General features: G+C 75.4%; 17 protein-coding genes. 3 read left to right on the top strand and 14 right to left on the bottom strand.

What is annotated here, in order from left to right:
• Positions 1–66: 66 nt before the first annotated feature.
• The 4 genes from J1G43_RS06075 to J1G43_RS06060 form a co-directional block, all read right to left on the bottom strand.
• Positions 67–1,053: a LacI family DNA-binding transcriptional regulator gene (locus J1G43_RS06075; protein ID WP_207378152.1), complete on the bottom strand. Its 987-nt coding sequence runs from the start codon at positions 1,051–1,053 to the stop codon at positions 67–69.
• Positions 1,054–1,134: 81 nt separating this feature from the next.
• On the bottom strand, positions 1,135–1,959 hold the full coding sequence (gene proC / locus J1G43_RS06070; protein WP_207370241.1) for a pyrroline-5-carboxylate reductase: 825 nt from the start codon (positions 1,957–1,959) through the stop codon (positions 1,135–1,137).
• Between the two features lie 159 nt (positions 1,960–2,118).
• Positions 2,119–3,687, bottom strand: a complete 1,569-nt coding sequence (locus tag J1G43_RS06065; protein WP_207378151.1) for a methyltransferase — start codon at positions 3,685–3,687, stop codon at positions 2,119–2,121.
• A 21-nt stretch (positions 3,688–3,708) separates the two neighbouring features.
• Positions 3,709–4,401 (bottom strand): endonuclease/exonuclease/phosphatase family protein, encoded by a 693-nt coding sequence (locus J1G43_RS06060; protein ID WP_207378150.1) that lies wholly within the window; start codon positions 4,399–4,401, stop codon positions 3,709–3,711.
• 115 nt (positions 4,402–4,516) lie between these two features.
• Here J1G43_RS06060 and J1G43_RS06055 point away from each other — a divergent pair, with 115 nt between their 5' ends.
• Positions 4,517–5,191 carry a hypothetical protein gene (locus tag J1G43_RS06055; protein ID WP_207370238.1) on the top strand — a complete coding sequence of 225 codons (675 nt, stop codon included), beginning with the start codon at positions 4,517–4,519 and terminating at the stop codon, positions 5,189–5,191.
• 67 nt (positions 5,192–5,258) lie between these two features.
• Here the strand turns inward: J1G43_RS06055 and J1G43_RS06050 are convergent, their stop codons facing one another.
• Positions 5,259–7,550, bottom strand: coding sequence for a sodium-translocating pyrophosphatase (locus tag J1G43_RS06050; RefSeq protein ID WP_207339147.1), 2,292 nt, complete (start codon positions 7,548–7,550; stop codon positions 5,259–5,261).
• Positions 7,551–7,683: 133 nt separating this feature from the next.
• Positions 7,684–8,019, bottom strand: a complete 336-nt coding sequence (locus J1G43_RS06045) for an STAS domain-containing protein (protein WP_207370236.1) — start codon at positions 8,017–8,019, stop codon at positions 7,684–7,686.
• Between the two features lie 166 nt (positions 8,020–8,185).
• Here J1G43_RS06045 and J1G43_RS06040 point away from each other — a divergent pair, with 166 nt between their 5' ends.
• On the top strand, positions 8,186–8,752 hold the full coding sequence (locus J1G43_RS06040; RefSeq protein ID WP_307859496.1) for a SigE family RNA polymerase sigma factor: 567 nt from the start codon (positions 8,186–8,188) through the stop codon (positions 8,750–8,752).
• On the top strand, positions 8,749–9,903 hold the full coding sequence (locus J1G43_RS06035; RefSeq protein WP_207370234.1) for a hypothetical protein: 1,155 nt from the start codon (positions 8,749–8,751) through the stop codon (positions 9,901–9,903). Before J1G43_RS06040 ends, J1G43_RS06035 begins: the two co-directional genes overlap by 4 nt.
• A 10-nt stretch (positions 9,904–9,913) precedes the next feature.
• On the opposite strand, the gene J1G43_RS06030 is transcribed toward J1G43_RS06035, so the two are convergent.
• The 8 genes from J1G43_RS06030 to fepB form a co-directional block, all read right to left on the bottom strand.
• Positions 9,914–10,675, bottom strand: a complete 762-nt coding sequence (locus J1G43_RS06030; protein WP_307859495.1) for an anaerobic ribonucleoside-triphosphate reductase activating protein — start codon at positions 10,673–10,675, stop codon at positions 9,914–9,916.
• On the bottom strand, positions 10,672–12,501 hold the full coding sequence (locus J1G43_RS06025) for a ribonucleoside triphosphate reductase (RefSeq protein ID WP_207370233.1): 1,830 nt from the start codon (positions 12,499–12,501) through the stop codon (positions 10,672–10,674). Before J1G43_RS06025 ends, J1G43_RS06030 begins: the two co-directional genes overlap by 4 nt.
• 133 nt (positions 12,502–12,634) lie before the next feature.
• Complete coding sequence (locus tag J1G43_RS06020; protein WP_207370232.1) at positions 12,635–13,990, bottom strand: enterochelin esterase domain-containing protein; 1,356 nt, start codon at positions 13,988–13,990, stop codon at positions 12,635–12,637.
• A 4-nt stretch (positions 13,991–13,994) separates the two neighbouring features.
• Positions 13,995–14,834: a siderophore-interacting protein gene (locus J1G43_RS06015; protein ID WP_207370231.1), complete on the bottom strand. Its 840-nt coding sequence runs from the start codon at positions 14,832–14,834 to the stop codon at positions 13,995–13,997.
• Positions 14,831–15,688 (bottom strand): ABC transporter ATP-binding protein, encoded by an 858-nt coding sequence (locus J1G43_RS06010; RefSeq protein WP_207370230.1) that lies wholly within the window; start codon positions 15,686–15,688, stop codon positions 14,831–14,833. The genes J1G43_RS06015 and J1G43_RS06010 overlap by 4 nt, the downstream gene beginning before the upstream one ends.
• A gap of 26 nt (positions 15,689–15,714) precedes the next feature.
• Positions 15,715–16,782: an iron chelate uptake ABC transporter family permease subunit gene (locus J1G43_RS06005; RefSeq protein WP_207339155.1), complete on the bottom strand. Its 1,068-nt coding sequence runs from the start codon at positions 16,780–16,782 to the stop codon at positions 15,715–15,717.
• Positions 16,779–17,825: an iron ABC transporter permease gene (locus tag J1G43_RS06000; protein ID WP_307859494.1), complete on the bottom strand. Its 1,047-nt coding sequence runs from the start codon at positions 17,823–17,825 to the stop codon at positions 16,779–16,781. The genes J1G43_RS06005 and J1G43_RS06000 overlap by 4 nt, the downstream gene beginning before the upstream one ends.
• Before the next feature lie 7 nt (positions 17,826–17,832).
• A complete protein-coding gene (gene fepB, locus J1G43_RS05995) occupies positions 17,833–18,843 on the bottom strand; it encodes a Fe2+-enterobactin ABC transporter substrate-binding protein (protein WP_207378149.1) in 1,011 nt (336 codons plus the stop codon).
• Positions 18,844–18,918: the final 75 nt, after the last annotated feature.

Here is an 18,918-nt window from a genome sequence, read left to right as displayed (position 1 = left end):
GGGCGATCGTGCCACGTCCGGCGCCCGATGTTAACGCTCACATGAGTCGGGGCGCCAACCCCGCGGTCAGCGCCCCTGCCACGCGCCCGACGACGCCCGCACCACCAGCTCCGGCGCGATCGACTGGTGGCCCGGGGCCCCGCCCGCCAGCGCGTCCGCGACGGCCTGCACCGCCCGCCGGCCCAGCTCGTCGAACCCCTGACGCACCGTCGTCAGCGGCGGGGTGTAGAACGCCGTGCCCGGCTCGTCGTCGAACCCGACGACCGCGACGTCGTCCGGTACCCGCGCACCGGCCTGTGCGAACGCGGCCAGCAGGCCCAGCGCCAGCTGGTCGTTCGCCGCGAAGACCGCGTCCGGCAGCCCCTCACGCAGCAGGTCCTGCCCCACGGCGAACCCGTCCGCCGCGGACCAGCCACCGCGGCGCTCGTCGGGGACCGCCGCGCCCGCGGCCTCGAGCGCCTCGCGCCAGCCGCGCAACCGGTCCCGCGCGTCGTACCACTCCTGGGGTCCCGCGACGTGGACGACCGTGCGCCGGCCCGTCGCCAGCAGGTGCTCGGTGGCCAGCCGGCCGCCGGCCACCTGGTCGACCGCCACCGTCGGCAGCCCGACGCCCTCGCGACCGGACGACACGAGCACGACCGGCACGGGCAGCCGCACCCCGCCGACGGCGTCCACCGTCCCGCTGCGCGGCGCCACGACGACCACACCGTCGACACCCTGCGCCAGGAAGTGCTCCACCGCGGCGACCACCTCGGCCCCGCTGAACTCCCGCAGCGTCGCGACCGACACGTAGAAGCCCGCGTCGCGCGCGGCCTGCTCGAACGCGACGAGGGTGCTGGTCGGGCCGAAGAGCGCCGAGGCGGGCGTGATGACGCCCAGCGTCCCCGTACGCCGCGTCACCAGGGCCCGGGCCGCGAGGTTGGGCCGGTAGCCCAGCGTGGCGATCGCCTCGAGCACGCGCTCCCGCGTCGCGGGGCGCACGCTCGGGTGGTCGTTGAGGACGCGCGACACGGTCTGGTGGCTGACGCCCGCGAGCGCCGCGACGTCGTTCATCGCCGGCGGGCGCCCGTCGCGCCGCGTGCGCGGGGACGCCGGCCGCCCGGTCGTCGCCGGCCGTGGTTCCGGAGCCACCGCTCAGCCCGCGCCGAGCTCGCGCGACCGTTCCGCCGCCGCGCGCACCCCCGCGACCAGCCCGGCCCGGACCGCGTGCGCGTCGAGCGCCGCGACGCCCGCGACCGTCGTCCCGCCGGGCGACGAGACGCGCTCGCGCAGCACGGCCGGGTGGTCACCGGTCTGCGCGACCATCGCCGCGGACCCCTCGACGGTCGCGACGGCCAGCCGCGACGCGAGGTCGCGCGGCAGCCCCAGCAGCACGCCCGCCTCGGCGAGCGCGTCGATCACGTAGAAGGCGTACGCCGGCCCCGAACCGGACAGCGCGGTGACCGCGTCGAGGTGCTTCTCGGCGACCCGCTCGACCAGGCCCGTGGCGGCGAGCATGCGCTCGACCAGCGCGAGGTGCTCCGCGTCCGCGTCCCGGCCCGGGGCGATCGCGCTCGCGCCCTTGCCGATGAGCGCCGGGGTGTTCGGCATGACCCGCACCACCGGCGTGCCCGCGGGCAGCGCCTCCTCGTACACCCGCAGCGGCACGCCGGCGGCGACGCTGACGACCAGCGCACCGGCGCGCAGGCCGGGCGCGACCTGCGCCAGCACGGCCGGCACGACGTCGGGCTTCACGGCCAGCAGGACGACGTCCGCCCCGGCGACCGCGTCGTCGTTGCCCGCCGTCCGCACGCCGTGCTCCTCGGCGAGCGCGGCCGCCCGCGCGACGTCCTGGTCGGCCACCGTGATGCGGTCCCCCGGCCAGCCGCCCGTGCGCAGCGCGGCCACGAGCGTGCCGCCCATCACCCCGCCGCCGAGCACCGCGACCGTGGGCGTCCCGCCGTGGTCCTGCGTCGTCATCGTGCCTCCTGCACTCCCGGCCGCGCCGCCGCGGCCAGGGCGAGCCTACGACCAGCGGGTACCGCGCCCGGGGCGCAGCGCCCCGGGTGGGACGCACGGTGGTCGCCCGAGGGTGGGGACGACGCGGCCCACGCCCGCGGTCGGGGCGGGCGGGGCCGGTCAGGCGGGCGTGAGCAGCCCGTCGGCGAGCAGGCCGCGGACCGTCGGCAGGACGTCGGCGGCGACGTCCGACGCGGGGACGTCGAGCAGCGCGCCCAGCGCGCCGATGATCTGCCCCGCGGTGAGCTCCCCGTCGCAGGCGCCGACGAACGCGGCCAGGGCGGTGCCGACCTGCACGGTGCGACCGAACCCGCCGCCCTGCCGCAGGAGCACGACGCGCGGGTCGGACGCACCGGGCTGGAGGTAGCGCTCCTCGGTGACGTCGGGGGCGTGCACCAGCCGCAGGTCCGCCAGCGCGGTGTCGGACAGGCCCCTGACGAGGTCGTGCGCGGCGAGACCCGCGGCGATGACGGGACCGAGCGGCTGGCGGACCGAGCCGGTGACCGACTCCAGGCGTCGCAGGGTCGGCGGCCCGTCGACCGGACGACGCAGCGTGACCACGCCGAACCCGACGGCCGCGACGTCCCGCGACGCCAGGTCGTCCAGCCACGCGCCGTAGCGGGAGGTCCACGCGTCCCGGTCGGCCGGTGTCGTGCCGCCGTCGCGGATCCACGTCTCGGCGTACTGCGCCGGGTCCTGCTCGTCACGCTGCACGACCCACGCGTCCAGCCCGGAGGCGTCGACCCAGGCGCCGATGCGCTCGTGCCACTCCTCGCCGTCGCGCACCTCCCAGTTGGCCAGCATCTGCGCGACCCCGCCGGGCGCGAGCACGGCGCCGACGCCGGTGACCAGGTCCCGCACGAGGTCGTCACCCGACCGCCCGCCGTCGCGGTAGTCGTACGCCGGCACGTCGGCGCGCCGCGGGGTGATGACGAACGGCGGGTTGCTGACGACCAGGTCGAACGCGTCGCCTGCGACCGGCTCGAGCATCGACCCGGCGCGCAGCTCGACGCGGTCCGGCCCGAGCCCCGCGAGCGCGGTGGTGAAGCGTGCGAACGCCAGCGCGCGCGCCGACAGGTCGGTGGCGACGACGTGCTGCGCGTGCCGGCTGGCGTGCAGCGCCTGCACGCCGCAGCCGGTGCCCAGGTCCAGCACCCGACGGCGGGGGTCGCGGACCGTGGCCTGGGCGAGGGTCACGGACGCCCCGCCGACGCCCAGCACGTGGTCCGTGCGCAGCGCCGCCCCGGTGGCGAGCTCGCCCAGGTCCGAGGCGACCCACCACGCGGCCTCGCCGGTGCCGTCCGTGGCGGCGTACGGGCGCAGGTCGACCGTGGCGCGCACCTCGTCGGCGGAGCCGTGGCCGGCCGCGTCGACCAGCCCCAGGCGGCGGGCACCCTCGACGCCGAGCGTCGGCAGCGCCCCGGCGAGGGCGTCGGCCCGCACCGGCGCCCCGAGCACGAAGGCCCGGGTCAGCACGGCTGCCGGGTCGCCGCCGGCGGGCGCCCCGGGGGCGGTGGCGCGCAGCGCGGGCAACGACTCGCCGCGGTCGAGGGCGCCGGACGCGACGGGTCCCAGCAGCTCGGCGACGTGCTCGACGGTGTACCCGGCCGTGGTGAGGTCGGCGCGGAGCGCGTCGAGGAGCTCGGGGACGACGACGGGGGTCTGCGGGGTGGCGCTCACGGGCTCCATCGTCCCAGGCGGCCGCACCGCTCAGGGCACGGGCAGGCGCAGGTCCACCACGAGGGGACGGTGGTCGCTGGCCACCCCGGCGCCCGCGTCGTCCGGCACGCGGGCGCCGAGCACCGCGAGCCGGGCGTCGGCCAGGACCACGTCGATGCGCAGCCGCGGGACGTCCGCCGGGTACGTGGGCGTGTCGACGCCCACGACGCTCGCGGCGTCCAGCAGCCCGCCCGCACCGAACGCGCCCCACGACGGGCCGCCGGGTCGCTCGTTGAGGTCGCCGGCGACGACGAGCGGTCCGTCGCCGCCGTGCAGCAGGCGACGCCGGACCAGGTCCACGTGCCGGGCCCGCTCCTCGGCACGCAGCCCGAGGTGCACGACGACGACCCGCACCCCGTCGACGAGCGCGGTGGCCGCGCCCCGCCGGGTGAGCCCCGGCGTCAGCGGCAGCCGCACGGCGGAGGCGCCGCGGACCGCGCGGTGCGGCACCACCAGCAGCGCGGTCGTGCGTGCACCGCGTCCGCCGACCACCACGCGCAGCCCCGTGCGGGACGCGAACCGCCGCAGCAGCCACCGGCCCCGCCACCCCCGCGGCGGCTCCTGGACGGCCAGCACGTCGGGTCGCGCGGCCCGGACGACGTCGACGAGCGCGCGGACGTCACCGCGCAGGCCACGCAGGTTGTAGGTCATCACCCGCAGGGTGCCGACGTCGCTCGCATCCACCGTCCGTCCCTCCGTCGGTCCACGGGTTGCGCGCGAGCGTACCGGCCCGCGGCGTGGCGTACGTTGGGCGCGACCGAGAACCGCTGCGCGTGCGCGCACGACGAGGGGACGGACCGTGCCACGTGCGACAGCGACGGCCCTGACCGCCGCGACCGCGCTGCTGCTGGCGGCCTGCACCGGTGGCGGCGACGCCCCGCCCGCGCCGACGACCGCGGGCGCGACCACGCAGTCCCCCGGCGCCACGGCCGCGCCCACCACCGGCGACGACTCGCCCGTCGCGGGCGACGCCGTCCAGGACTGCCTGCTCGGCACCTGGCGGCTGGACCTCGCGGCGATGCAGGACGACCTGCGCGGGATGCTGACCGCGGCGGGGAACGACCAGGACGCGGTCGAGGTCGTCGTGGGTGGCTCGTCGACGTACGAGTTCGCCGCCGGAGGACGGTTCGGCGCCACCGTGGACTCCACGTCGTCGATGACGATCGCGGCCGACGGTGCCGAGCTGTCGTCGTCGTCACGGTCCGCGGGCGACCTGACGGGCACGTGGTCGCTGGCGGACGACCAGCTGACCATCTCCGACGTCGACACCTCCGGCCTGCGGGTCACGACCACGGGCACCCTGGACGGCGAGGAGCTCGACGTCCCGGACGGCGCCGCCGAGGACGCCATCGAGGCCCTGCCGCCGACCGTGTCGACGGCGACCTGCAGCCCGAGCACGCTGACGCTGGTGTCGACGCTGCAGGCCGACGAGAGCAGCGAGCCGACCACGTTGACCTACACGCTGCGCCGCTGAGCCCGGCACCTCGCCGAGCGCGGCGCCGCCCTCCCCCGCGGCGCGGAGGAGGGCGGCGACCCGGCGCTCAGGGAACCAGCTGGACCTCGTGCTCGAGGCGACCCTCACGGTCGACGCGGGCGGCGCGCAGCCGCGAGGCGATGACCGCGCCGAACGCGATGGCCGTGGCGACCAGCGCGATGGACAGCCGCACCACGTGGTTCGCGTCGTCGCCGACCGACACGGCGACGATGGCCGGTGCGATGAGCACGGACACGAGGTTCATGACCTTGATGAGCGGGTTGATCGCCGGTCCGGCGGTGTCCTTGAACGGGTCACCGACCGTGTCGCCGATGACGGCGGCGGCGTGGGCCGGCGAGCCCTTCCCGCCGTAGCTGCCGTCCTCGATGATCTTCTTCGCGTTGTCCCAGGTGCCGCCGGAGTTGGCGAGGAACACCGCCATCAGCACGCCGGACCCGATGGCACCGGCCAGGAAGCCCGCGAGGGGCCCGACGCCGAGCCCGAAGCCGACGGCGATGGGGGCGAACGCCGCGAGGAGGCCCGGGGTCGCGAGCTCGCGCAGCGAGTCGCGGGTGCAGATGTCGACGACGCGCGCGTACTCGGGCCGCACCTCGCCGGTCATGATCCCCGGGTGCTCGCGGAACTGGCGCCGCACCTCGAACACGATGGCGCCCGCCGCGCGGGTCACGGCGTCGACGGCCAGGCCGGAGAACAGGAACACGGTCGCGCCGCCCAGGATCACCCCGACCAGCGTGATCGGGCTGATGATGTCGTACGACATCATCGCGACGACGAGGTCCCCGCCGACGTCGCCCGTGATCTGCGACAGCGCCTCGCGCACGGCGTCGGCGTAGGAGCCGAACAGCGCCGTGGCGGCCAGCACGGCCGTCGCGATCGCGATGCCCTTGGTCACCGCCTTCGTGGTGTTGCCCACGGCGTCGAGGTCCGTGAGGATCTGTGCCCCCTCGGGCGACACGTCGCCCGACATCTCCGCGATTCCCTGCGCGTTGTCGCTGACCGGGCCGAACGTGTCCATCGCGACGATGACCCCGACAGTCGTCAGCAGGCCGCAGCCCGCGAGCGCGATGAGGAACAGCGCGAGCGGCACCGAGCCGCCGGCCAGCAGGAACACGCCGCAGATGGCGGCCGCGATGATGCCCGCGGTGTACACCGCGGACTCGAAGCCCACGCCGATGCCGGACAGCACGACCGTGGCCGGGCCGGTGAGCGTCGTGCGGGCGACGTGCAGCGTCGGCTTGCTCGTCGTGCCGGTGAAGTAGCCGGTGACCCACAGGATGACGCCGGCCAGCACCACGCCGATGAGCACGGCGGCCGACGCGACGAGCCGCGGGTCGCCCGCGTGCCCCTCGAGCCCCGCGGTGCCGCCGGTGAGCGTGGCGAACGACGCCGGCAGGTACGCGTACGCGGCGACGGCGGCGAGCACGACACCGACGAGCGCCGAGACGTAGAAGCCGCGGTTGATGGCCGTCAGGCCGCTCTCGGCGCCGCGCACCTTCGTGATCGCCACGCCGAGCGCGGCGACGAGCGCCCCGACCGCGGTGACGATCAGGGGGAAGACCATGCCCTCCTCGCCGAACGCCGCACGCCCGAGGATGAGCGCGGCGACGAGCGTGACCGCGTAGGACTCGAACAGGTCGGCGGCCATGCCCGCGCAGTCGCCGACGTTGTCTCCGACGTTGTCGGCGATCGTCGCGGCGTTGCGGGGGTCGTCCTCCGGGATGTTCTGCTCGACCTTGCCGACCAGGTCGGCACCGACGTCGGCGGCCTTGGTGAAGATGCCGCCGCCGACACGCATGAACATGGCGAGCAGGGCGGCGCCGAACCCGAAGCCCTCGAGCACCGCCGGGGCGTCCCCGCGGTAGACCAGCACGACCAGCGCCGCACCGAGCAGACCGAGCCCGACGACGGCCATGCCGACGACGCCGCCGGTGCGGAACGCGATCCGGGCGCCCTCCGCGCGACCGTCCGGCCCCGACGCGGCGGCCGCGACGCGCACGTTGGCGCGCGTGGCCAGCCACATGCCGAGGAACCCGATCGCGGCGGAGAACCCGGCCCCGACGAGGAAGAAGATGGAACGCCCGAGCTTGACCCCACTGTCCCCCGGCAGCAGGAAGAGCAGGGCGCAGACGATCGCGGCGAACAGCGCGAGGGTCCGGAACTGCCGGCTCAGGTAGGCCGACGCACCCTCCTGCACCGCCTGGGCGATCTCCTGCATCGAGGCCGTGCCCTCGCCCGCCGCGAGCACCTGGCGGCGCAGCACGGCGGCGACCACGAGGGCGGCCAGTCCGACGACGGCGATCGCCGCGACGATCGTGATGCTCGTGGTACCGAGCTCCATGCATCCTCCTCGACACACCGGCGCCGCCCCCTGAGCGCGCCGGGCCGCCCGGCCCCGTTGCCGGCGAACCCGGCGAGTCTAGCGACAGGTGTGACGTAGATCGCACCTGTCGAGACGTCCGGGACGCCGGGCCTCAGGACGCGAGCGCGCCCACCAGCGTGTCGTGGATGGTGAACACCTGCGTCAGGCCGGTGATGCGGAAGACCTTGAGCAGCCGCTCGGAGTCCACGACGAGCACGAGCCGGCCGCCGAGCAGGCGCGCGCGCTTGAGGGCGCCCACCAGCAGACCCAGGCCGGTGGAGTCCATGAACGTCACGCCGGTCAGGTCGACGACCAGGTCGGTGCGGCCGTCGGACAGCAGCACGGAGACACGCTCGCGGAGCCGGTCGGCGGAGGCGACGTCGATCTCGCCCGTGACGTGCAGCACCGTGCGCACGCCGAAGTCCTCGGTGGTGACCTGCACGTCCATCGACGTCCTCCCGGCTGTGGCGTCGAGGTGCATTCAAGCACCCGCCGGGGTTCATCCCTCATCGTTCTCGTGATTCGGTGCGCGAGACCCAACGTTTCGGACGCCTCGTCCGTCACCATGGATGACGGGGCGTGCCGTGCGCTGCCGTGCCGACGACGGGAGCACCGTGACGCCCTGGCCGGATGCGCTGGACGAGCTCGTCCGCACGCGCGGCCGCGCGCTCGTCGGGTACGCGTACCTGCTGACGGGTGACGCGCGCGAGGCGGAGGACCTGGTGCAGGACGCCCTGGTCCGCACCTTCACCCGCGGCCGTGGGACGCGGGAGGTCGCGTGCGCCGAGGCGTACGTGCGCCGCGCGATCCTCACGACGTACGTCGACGGGTTCCGCCGCCGGCGGCACTGGGCCACGATCCGGCACCTCGCCGCCGTGCCCGAGCCCACGCCGCCCGACGGGCCGGACGCCGGGCCGGAGCCCGTGGTCACCACGCGCATGGCTGTGCAGCAGGCGCTCGCGCTGCTGCCGCCCCGCGAGCGCGCGTGCATCGTCCTGCGCCACTTCGAGGACATGACGGTCGCCCAGGTGGCCGACGCCCTCTCCCTGTCCGTCGGCACCGTGAAGCGGTACCTGTCGGACGCCACCCGCACGCTGGAGTCGCGCCTGGGCTCGCTCGCCGACGAGGAGCCCGCGCACCACATCGACGAGGTCCTCGTCGACGTCCGGAGGTCACGATGAGCACACGGCTGGGTCTCGCGCTGCACGACGTCGCCGACGCCGCCGCGCACGCGAGCGCCTTCGGGGACCCCGACGACGGCACGACCGTCGCCACCGTCCACCGGCTCGCGAGCCGGGTGCGCCGGCGACGGGCGACCCGCGCGGCCGGCACCGTCACGGTGGCCGCGAGCGCCGCCGGTGCGGTGGTCCTGGTGGGCCCGCAGCTGACGGCCGACCTGTCCCCCGCCGCGGACCCGGACGCCGACCCGGGCACGTGCCGGTCCTCGGTGGCGACGCTGCCGTCCGGCGCGGACGACACGCTGGGGGTCGACCTGGGGTTCGCGGCCGCCGACGGCACGGAGACGGTCGGCGGCCCGGGCAACGACGGCGGCGTCGGCACCTGGCAGGCCGACAGCATCGACCTGGTGGTGGCCGTCTCGGAGCTGCCCGCCGCGACCACGGACCCGTCCCGCCTGCGGTTCCTGGTGACGCGCAAGGAGGTCGTCGTCGCGACGGCGCAGCAGCCGGTCGACCACGCGCCGACACCCTCCGGGCAGCTGCTCGCCGAGATGTACGGCACCGACCGTCCGCCCGTGGACGACCCCGGGACGACCCTGCACGCGCTGCGGGGCAGCAAGACGTTCTGGACGCAGTCCCTGGTGGACGGCGGCCCGGGCCCGATCGCGCAGCGGACCCCGATGGGCCTGGCGGCGTGCGACGGTTCCGGTCCGCTGCTGCCGGGCGAGTACGACGTGTGGGTGACCGCCGTCGACGCCGCCGGCACCGCGCACGGCGCGGCCGGACCGTGGGAGCTGACGGTCGCCCCCGCCGAGCGGCGGCTGGACGCACGGCTGCCCGACGGCTTCCCGCGCGACGTCCCGCTGATCGGTGGGCGCCTGGTGGCCGCCCACCCGCACGGGGCCGGCTGGGCCGCGGAGGTCGCCGCCGACGGCGAGGACCGCGGCCGCGTGGCGTGGGACCTGCTGGCGGACGCGCAGGCGGAGTCGCACGACGAGCCGGTCACCGTGCCGCCCGACCCGTTGTCGGGTGCGATGCCCTGGGCCGGGTACCACGTCGACGACTGGCTGGTCGACGCGATCCCGTCGCGGACCGCCGACGGTGAGCCGTCGGTGGTCTACGTCCTGCGGCCCGGGCCCGACGTCCGACCCTGACACCCGCCTCTCAGGCCCGGTGCAGCCGCTCGCGCGGCAGCGTCGCCAGGGCCCGCCGGTACTCGTCCGTCGTCCCGTCCGGGCGGACCTGCTGCAGCACGTGGTCGCGCACCCCCAGGTCGGCCAGCAGCGTGCTGAGCTCGGCGACGTCCTCGTCCATCAGCACCGTCGGGTCGACCGTGGTGCGGACCTGCACGTCGACGCCGCTGTCGAGGACCAGCCGCAGGGACGCGAACGCCTTGTCGGCGGCCGTCGTCGGGCCGCCCGTGCGGGTGATCGCCCGGTACAGGTGGGCGGGCGCCTTGACGTCCAGCCCGACCCAGTCGACGTACGGGAGCAGCGCGGGCAGCCGCGCCGGGTACGCGCCGGCCGTGTGCAGCCCCACGAGGAACCCGGCGTCCTTGACCTGGCGCGCGGCGGCCACGACCCCCGCCTGGCGCGTGGGCTCCCCACCCGACAGGACCAGCCCGTCGAGCAGGCCGCGTCGCCGGGCCAGCAGGTCGGTGACGTCCGACCACGGCACCACACCGGGCAGGCACGGGTCGAGGATCGCGCTGTTGTGGCAGTAGGTGCAGCGCCAGGGGCAGCCCTGCAGGAACGCCGTGGCGACCAGCCGGCCCGGCCAGTCGACCGTGGACAGCGGCACCAGACCAGCGATCTGCAGGGTGTCGGCACCCGCGTCGGGGGCTGCGTCGGGGGCCGACGGGTGGGGACGCGCCGGTCCGGGCGCACCCCGCACGGTGCGCCCGGACCCGGTGTCGTCGGGTGTCACGCCCGCGCCCCCGCGGGCTCGCGGAACGGCACGCGCTCGGCGTGCTCGCCCTGCTTGCCGATGTTGAAGGAGCTCACGGGCCGGTGGTAGCCCATGACCCGCGTCCACACCTCGCAGGTCGTGGTGACGCCGTCCTCCTCGCACGTGGGACACACGTGGTGCTCACCGGCCAGGTACCCGTGGGCCGGGCAGATCGAGAACGTCGGGGTGACGGTCAGGTACGGCAGCCGGAACCGCGTCAGGGCCCGCCGCACCAGCTCGCGGCACGCCTCCGGCGTGGAGATGCGCTCCGACATGTACAGGTGCAGCACGGTCCCGCCGGTGTACCGCGTCTGCAGCTCGTCCTGACGCTCGAGGGCCTCGAACGGGTCGTCGGTGAAGCCCACCGGCAGCTGCGAGGAGTTGGTGTAGTACGGGTGGTCCGGCGTCCCGGCCTGCAGGATCGTCGGGAAGCGCTTCTTGTCCTCCTTGGCGAAGCGGTACGTCGTGCCCTCCGCCGGGGTCGCCTCCAGGTTGTAGAGGTTGCCCGTCTCCTCCTGGAACTCGACCATGCGCGCGCGCACGTGGTCGAGCACGCGCAGCGCCATGGCGTGGCCGCGCTCGTCGGTGATGTCGTACAGGTCACCGGTGTAGTTGCGGATCATCTCGTTCAGGCCGTTGACGCCGATGGTCGAGAAGTGGCTGTCCAGCGAGCCGAGGTAGCGCCGCGAGTACGGGAACAGGCCGTCGTCCATGAGCCGCTGGATGGTGGTGCGCTTGAGCTCCAGGGAGGTGCGCGCCAGGCCCAGCAGCCGGTCCAGGTCGGCCAGCAGGCCCTCCTCGTCACCGGGGTGCGTGAAGCCCAGGCGCGCGCAGTTGATGGTGACGACGCCGATCGAGCCGGTCTGCTCACCCGACCCGAACAGGCCGTTGCCGCGCTTGAGCAGCTCCCGCAGGTCCAGCTGCAGGCGGCAGCACATCGAGCGCACGTCGCCGGGCTCCATGTCGGAGTTGATGAAGTTCTGGAAGTACGGCAGCCCGTACTTGGCCGTCATCGCCCACAGCCGCTGCGCGTTCTCGGACTCCCAGGGGAAGTCCTTCGTGATGTTGTACGTCGGGATCGGGAAGGTGAAGACCCGGCCCGACGCGTCACCCTCGGTCATGACCTCCATGTAGGCGCGGTTGATCATGTCCATCTCGGCCTGCAGGTCGCCGTACGTGAAGTCGCACGGCTCGTCCGCGACGAACGGCGTCTGGTCGGCCAGGTCCGCCGGGCACGTCCAGTCGAACGTGAGGTTGGTGAACGGCGTCTGCGTGCCCCAGCGCGACGGCACGTTCAGGTTGTAGATCAGCTCCTGGATGCCCTGGCGGACCTCGGTGTAGGTCAGGGCGTCGAGCCGCACGTACGGCGCCATGAACGTGTCGAAGCTGCTGAACGCCTGCGCCCCGGCCCACTCGTTCTGCATCGTCCCGAGGAAGTTGACGATCTGGCCGATCGCGGCGCTGAAGTGCTTCGGCGGGCGCGCCTCGACCTTGCCGGGGACGCCGTTGAGGCCCTCCTGCAGCAGCGTGCGCAGCGACCAGCCGGCGCAGTAGCCGGAGAGCATGTCGAGGTCGTGGATGTGCAGGTCGCCGTCCCGGTGCGCCTGGCCGACCTCCGCCGGGTAGATCTCGCTCAGCCAGTAGTTGGCGACGACCTTCCCCGCGGTGTTGAGGATCATGCCGCCGAGGGAGTACCCCTGGTTGGCGTTCGCGTTCACCCGCCAGTCGCTGCGGTCGAGGTACTCGCCGACGGTCGACCCGACCTCGACGACGACCGGAGTGCCGGTACGGCCCTGCTGCGACATGCGTGCGCTCCTTCGGTGTGCTGCTGCGTCCCTCTGAGTGGAACACCAGCCAACGCCGAACGACACAACATGTTGTGGTCCAACACGCGCGACACGCCCACATGTGCGGTCCTGAGTGGTCTCGCGCGGCCGCTCAGCAGGACGTAGGTCCCGCCGGCGAGGTGATTCCGGCGACGCGCGTCGGGTCGGCGGCGCCGTCGCACGGGTCCGGCGGCAGCAACCGCGTGAGCCCGTCGAGCATCCCCGGCCACCACCACGCCCAGTCGTGCCCGCCCGTGACCTCGACGACGTGCGGCGACCGGCCGTCCGCCACGAGCGCGGCCGCCAGCTCGCGCGTGCCGCGCAGCACCTCCGGCTCGTGGACCCCGGCCTGCAGCGCCACCCGCACGTGCCGGGGAGCGGCACGCAGCACGTCCCGCAGGTCGAACCGCCACAGCGACGGGGACTGCGCCAGCGCCGCGCCCACCCGGTCGCCGCCCAGGGCCACCAGCCACAGCGCGCCCAGCCCGCCGAAGCTCGCGCCGGTCGCCACGACGCGCGTGGGGTCGGCCGGCAGCGCCCAGCGTCCGGCCAGCACGGGCAGCAGGTCGTCGAGGACGAACCGCGTCGTCCCGCCCGGCACCCCCAGCTCGTCCCAGCGCGTGGCCACCGTGCCGGAGTCGACGAGCACCGCCCGCAGGGGCGGCAGGGCGCCGTCCGCGACCGCTGCGTCGAGCGACGCGGCCAGCGGCACGGACCGCGCCCACACCTGGCCGTCGTGGACGACCAGCAGCGGCGCCTCACGGTCGTCCGGCAGGCCCGGCGTGGTGTGCAGCCAGACGCGCCGGGCCCGCCGGTGCGCCGTCGCCGGCAGGACGAGCTCGGCCGGCGGTGTCGGGCGGCCCGGCACCCACCAGCGGTGCGGCGGGGCCGCAGGGCCCTGCGCCACGGACACCGCCGCATCGTGCATGGTCCCCATGACCCGGGGGTTGGCGGGGTCGGGCCGGCCGGCCATCGCGGCCAGCCGGACCGCGCGCCGGTCGTCCGCGGTGCGCCACGGCGGCGGTCCCTCACCCCGGTGCGTCGTCAGCACGTACGACCCGCGCCAGTCGCTCGGCAGCCGGTACGTGATCGTCCAGACGTCGCTGCCCCGCAGGGGCACCAGCTCGCTCGCCCCGACGTCCCGGTGGTCCAGCAGCCCGTTCGCCGCCAGCACCACGGCCCGGGCGTCCCCGTCCTCGTACCACCACGTCAGCGTGCACGTGCCGCCCTCGTCGACGACGACCGGCGAGCCCGCGGCGCGCAGCCGGGCCAGCAGGTCCCGGCGCCCGTCGTGGTCGGCACCGGCCCACGCACGCTCGACCGGGCCCACCACGCGCGGCACCGGCACCCCGGGCGGGGCGACCGGGTGCCGCTCGTCGAACCGCCAGCCGGCGGCCTCGTGCACACGCGGGGCCGGACGCTCAGCGGGGCGGGTCACGGCGTGCGGGGTCACGGCGTCCGGGGTCACGGCGTCACGGCCGGGCCGCCGCGGCCTCGACCTCGAGCTCGCCGTCCACCCGGTCGTGGTCCGACTCCACCGCGTACCCGACCTCGCTCAGCCCGCGGTGCCAGTACCCGATGACGAGCTGGCGTCGCCGGTCGAAGCCCAGGTCACGCAGGTGCCCGCGCGCGAACCGCACCACCTGCGACTCCGCGGACACCCACACCCGCGCACCACCGTCGCCCGGGAGGTCCACGTCAGCCATCGCGTCCTGCAGCAGCGTCGTCGTGCCCGGCTGCGCGCCGTCGCGGTGCAGCCAGCGCACCTGCACACCCGACGGTCCGGCGAGCACCTGCTCCTCGGCGGCGTCGGCGACCTCGAGCAGCGCGACGCCGCGCGTCGTGCCGGGCAGCGCCTCGAGGATGGCCGCAGCGGCCGGCAGCCCCGTCTCGTCCGCCACCAGCAGCAGCCAGTCGCACAGGCCGGGCACCAGGCCGCCGCCGCCCAGCAGCCCCAGCCGGTCACCGACACGCACCCGCTCCACCCACGCGGACGCCACGCCCGCGTCCCCGTGGCGGACCAGGTCCACGTCGATCGCGGACCCGTCGGGGTGCACGCGGCGCACCGTGTAGGTGCGCACCCGCTCGCGCTGCCCCGGCTGCCAGGTGTACCGGTGGCCGGCACGCTCGGGCAGGTCCAGCTCACCGTCCGGCCGGGGGAAGTACAGCTTGACGTTGGGCACCGACCGGCCGGACAGGTAGGCCTCGACCTCCGGCCCGGCGAAGGTGACACGGCGCATGCGCGGCGTGAGGTCGGTGACGGCCACGACACGCGCGGCGACGGGCAGGTGGGAGCGGTCGTGGTCGGTCATGCGGTCCGTCCGGGGAGGCGGGTGGGTGGTCCGTCGGCGAGGGCGCCGGCGGGGACGTCGTCGGGGAGCTCATGGTCCGGGTCGACCGGGACGACGACGGGTCGTCCCGTGACCGGGTCGGGCAGGCACAGGCAGCGGATGTCGTAGACCTCCCCGACCAGCTCGGCGGTCGCGACCTCCTCGACCGGGCCGGAGGCGACCACGCGCCCGTCCTTCATGGCGATGACGTGGTCGGCGTACCGGAACGCCATCGTCAGGTCGTGCAGCACCGCGACGATCGTGTAGCGCCCGGTCGCGTGCAGGCGACGGCACAGGCCGAGGACCTCCATCTGGTGCGCCACGTCGAGGAACGTCGTGGGCTCGTCCAGCAGCAGCAGCGGCGTCTGCTGCGCGAGCACCAGCGCCAGCCAGACCCGCTGCCGCTGGCCGCCGGAGAGCTGGTCGACGGGCACGTCCGCGAGCTCGGCGACACCGGTGGCGGCCATCGCCTCGCGCACGGCCCGCTCGTCGTCGGGCGACCACTGCCGCAGGAAGGACTGGTGCGGGAACCGCCCGCGGCCCACGAGGTCGGCGACCGTGATGCCGTCGGGGGCGAGCGACGACTGCGGCAGCAGACCCAGGCGACGCGCCACGTCCCGCGTCGAGTACTCGCGGATCTCCCGGCCGTCGAGCACGACCCGGCCGGCCGTGGGCGCGAGCAGGCGCGACAGGGCGCGCAGCAGCGTGGACTTGCCGCAGGCGTTGGGGCCGATGATCGCCGTGAACGATCCGTCCGGGATCTCGACGTCGAGGTCGGTCGAGACGGTCCGGCCGTCGTAGCCGAGCGTCACGCCGCGGGCCGCGAGCGTGGTCATGGGGTCCTCTCGTCGGGCGGCACGGGTCAGATCCTCCCCGGCCGGGTCAGCAGCCACAGCAGGTACACGCCGCCGAGCAGGCCGGTCATCAGCCCGATCGGCACGGCGGCCGCGAACGGCAGCCGCTGGGTCACCAGGTCGGTGGCGACGAGCAGGACCGCTCCCAGCAGACCCGCCGAGAGCACGGGCACCCGCGGGGAGCGCGTCAGGCGCAGCACCAGCTGCGGTGCCCCCAGCGCGACGAACGCGATGGGACCGGCCGCAGCGGTCGCGGCCGCCGCGAGGGTCACGGACGCCAGCACCAGCACCAGGCGGGTGCGCTCCACCCGTGCACCGAGCTGCTGGGCGGTGTCGTCGCCCATGGCCAGGAGGTCGAGGTGCCGGGCGTGCGCCAGCACCACGGGCAGCACGAGCACGAGGGCGACGGCCACGGTGGTGACGTGGTCCCAGGTGCGCCCGTTCACCGAGCCGGCGAGCCAGACCTGCGCACCGGCCACGTCGTCGATGTCACCGCGGGACATCACCAGGCTCGTCACGGCCTCGAGGACGGCGCCGACCCCGATGCCCACCAGGACGATGCGCGACGACCCGCTCACGCGACGGCGGACCGACAGCCCGTACACGACGAGCGCGGTGAGCACGCCCGCGCCGACCGCGGCGGCCGCCGTGGCTCCCGGCCCCGCGCCCACCAGGACGATCTGCACGACCGCACCGGTCGCCGCGCCCGCGGTGAACCCGATGACGTCCGGGGAGCCCAGCGGGTTGCGCGACAGCGACTGCAGCACCGCACCGGCGACGCCCAGGCAGGCGCCGACCAGGATCCCGGTCAGCACGCGCGGCGCACGGATGCGGGTGACGACCGTGCTCGCCGTCGTGTCCCCGCGCCCCAGCAGGACGTCCACGACGCGCGCCGGGGACAGCGCGAGCGAGCCGGTGCCCAGGGCCAGGACCGCGACGACCAGCAGCAGCACGCCGAGCAGCACGCACACGGTCACGGTGCGCGGGTGCAGGCGCCAGGACAGAGGGCCGCGGCGCAGGGTGACCGACGGCGCGGCGACGGTGCCCGTGCCGGCCGGGGCGGGCGTGGCGGTCACAGGCGCACGAACCTGCGTCGGCGCGCCAGCGCGACGAACACGGGCCCGCCGACGAGGGCTGCCATGACCCCGGCCCCGACCTCCTGCGGGTGGTCCACCAGGCGCCCGGCGACGTCGGCCACCAGCAGCAGGACCGTGGCCGCCAGGGCCGACGCCGGCAGGACGCGCCGCTGGTCGGGGCCCACGACGAGGCGCGCCGCGTGGGGTGCCGCCAGGCCGAGGAACGCGACCGGGCCCGCCGCTGCCGTCGCCGCCCCGGCGAGCACCAGCACCGCGACGGTGGCGAGCACGACGGTGCGACGCAGGTCGAGCCCGAGCGCGGTCGCGAGGTCCTGGCCCAGGCTCATCGCGTTGAGCCCGGGCGCGACCGCGACGCACACGAGCGCGCCGAGCAGCACGGCCCCGGCGACCACGGGCACCACCTCGGCCCCGCGACCCTGGAACGACCCCGTCATCCACTGCCGCAGCGCCTGCAGCACGCGGTCGCCGGTGTTCAGCACGACGAGCTGGGTCAGCGCGGCCAGGACGATCGACAACGCGGCGCCGGCCAGCACCAGCCGCACCGGGTTGGTGCCGGCGTCGTGCGCGCGGCCCAGCAGGAACACGGCGACCGCCGCGGCGCCGGCGCCGGCGAACCCGAACCAGACGTAGCCCGCGACCGTCGTCGCACCGAAGAAGGCGATGCCCACGACGATCGCGGCCGCGGCGCCGCCGCTCACCCCCAGCAGCCCGGGCTCCGCCAACGGGTTGCGCGTGACCGCCTGCAGGACCGCACCCGACAGCCCCAGGGCCACGCCGACCAGCAGCACCAGCGCGGTGCGCGGCACCCGCAGCTCCCGTACGACCAGGTGCAGGTCGTTGGTCGCGTCGTACGCCGTGAACGCCGTCCACGTCTCGTGCAGCGGGACGGTGCGGGACCCCAGGGCCAGGCTCGCCGCGGTGAGCACCAGCAGGAGGGCACCCGTGAGCACCAGCGCGGCCCGGCGCCGACCGGTGGTCGGCGCCGGGCTCGTGCGCTGCGGTGCGTCGGACGCGACGGGCACGGGTCGGTCAGCCCAGGTGCCCGACGACCGTGTCCACCAGCGCGGTCGCGCTGTAGTAGTCGAGGCGGAACGAGGTCGGACCCAGCTCGAACACCTGGCCGGTGGTCACCGCCTCCAGGTTCTGCAGGGTCGGCTCCGCGGTGAGCTCGGCGACGTCGTCGGGGGTGCCGGACAGCAGCCACACCTGCGTACCCGTGATCGCCGCGGTGAGGTTCTCGAAGGAGACCCACGCGACGTCCTGACGCACCTGCTCCGAGGTGTCGAGCTCGTCGGGGGCGCCGACGACCTCGAGGCCCAGGTCACCCAGGATGCCCGCCCAGGGGGACGTCTCCTTGGCGATCGCCGAGTCGTCGGTGGGGCCGTTGTAGGAGACGACGGACACCGGACCGTCCGGCAGGGTCAGGGATTCGGCCGCCTCGGCGACGTACGCGTCGAAGTCGGCGATCGCGTCGGCCGCGCCGTCCTCGTGACCGGTGATCTCCCCGAGGTCGGTGGCCAGGTCCTGCCACGACTTGTCCGAGTAGTTGACGACGACCGTCGGGAACAGCTCGGCGATCTGCTCGTACTGGTCGAGCACGGAGTCGGCACCCGAGGTGGAGACCACGACCAGGTCGGGCTCCGCGCTGATGATCGCCTCGAGGTCGAGCTCGAGATTCGGGTAGAGCACCTCGACGCCGCGCTCGCGCGCCACGTCGCCCCACTGGCGGAAGAACCCGTCCTCGTCCGCGACGGCCGTGCCCGGCGCTGTCGCGGCGCTCGCCACGACCGGGGCGCCGATCGCCAGGAGCGTGCCGGTCGCCGACGGCGTCGTCGACACGATCCGCTGCGGCGCGGCGTCGAGCGTGAGCTCGCCCTGCTCGTGGGTGACCGTGCGGGGCCACGACGCGTCCTCGGTGGCGTCGCTCGCCGGCGCCGATGCGGCCGGCGCCGCGGAGGACGACGCGCTGCACCCCGACAGGGCGAGCGCGACGGTCGCCGCGAGCGCGGCCAGGACGGTGCGGGGACGGACGTGCTTCACCTGTGCTCCTCGGGAGGGGGACGACGGCGGACGAGCCGCGGCAGGCGAGAACTTAGCACAGCCTTACCTACGCTC

The organism is Cellulomonas sp. zg-ZUI22, from assembly GCF_017353535.1.
In the GTDB taxonomy this organism is placed as follows: Bacteria; Actinomycetota; Actinomycetes; order Actinomycetales; family Cellulomonadaceae; genus Cellulomonas; species Cellulomonas wangleii.
This window is presented reverse-complemented; position numbering and strand designations above follow the sequence as displayed.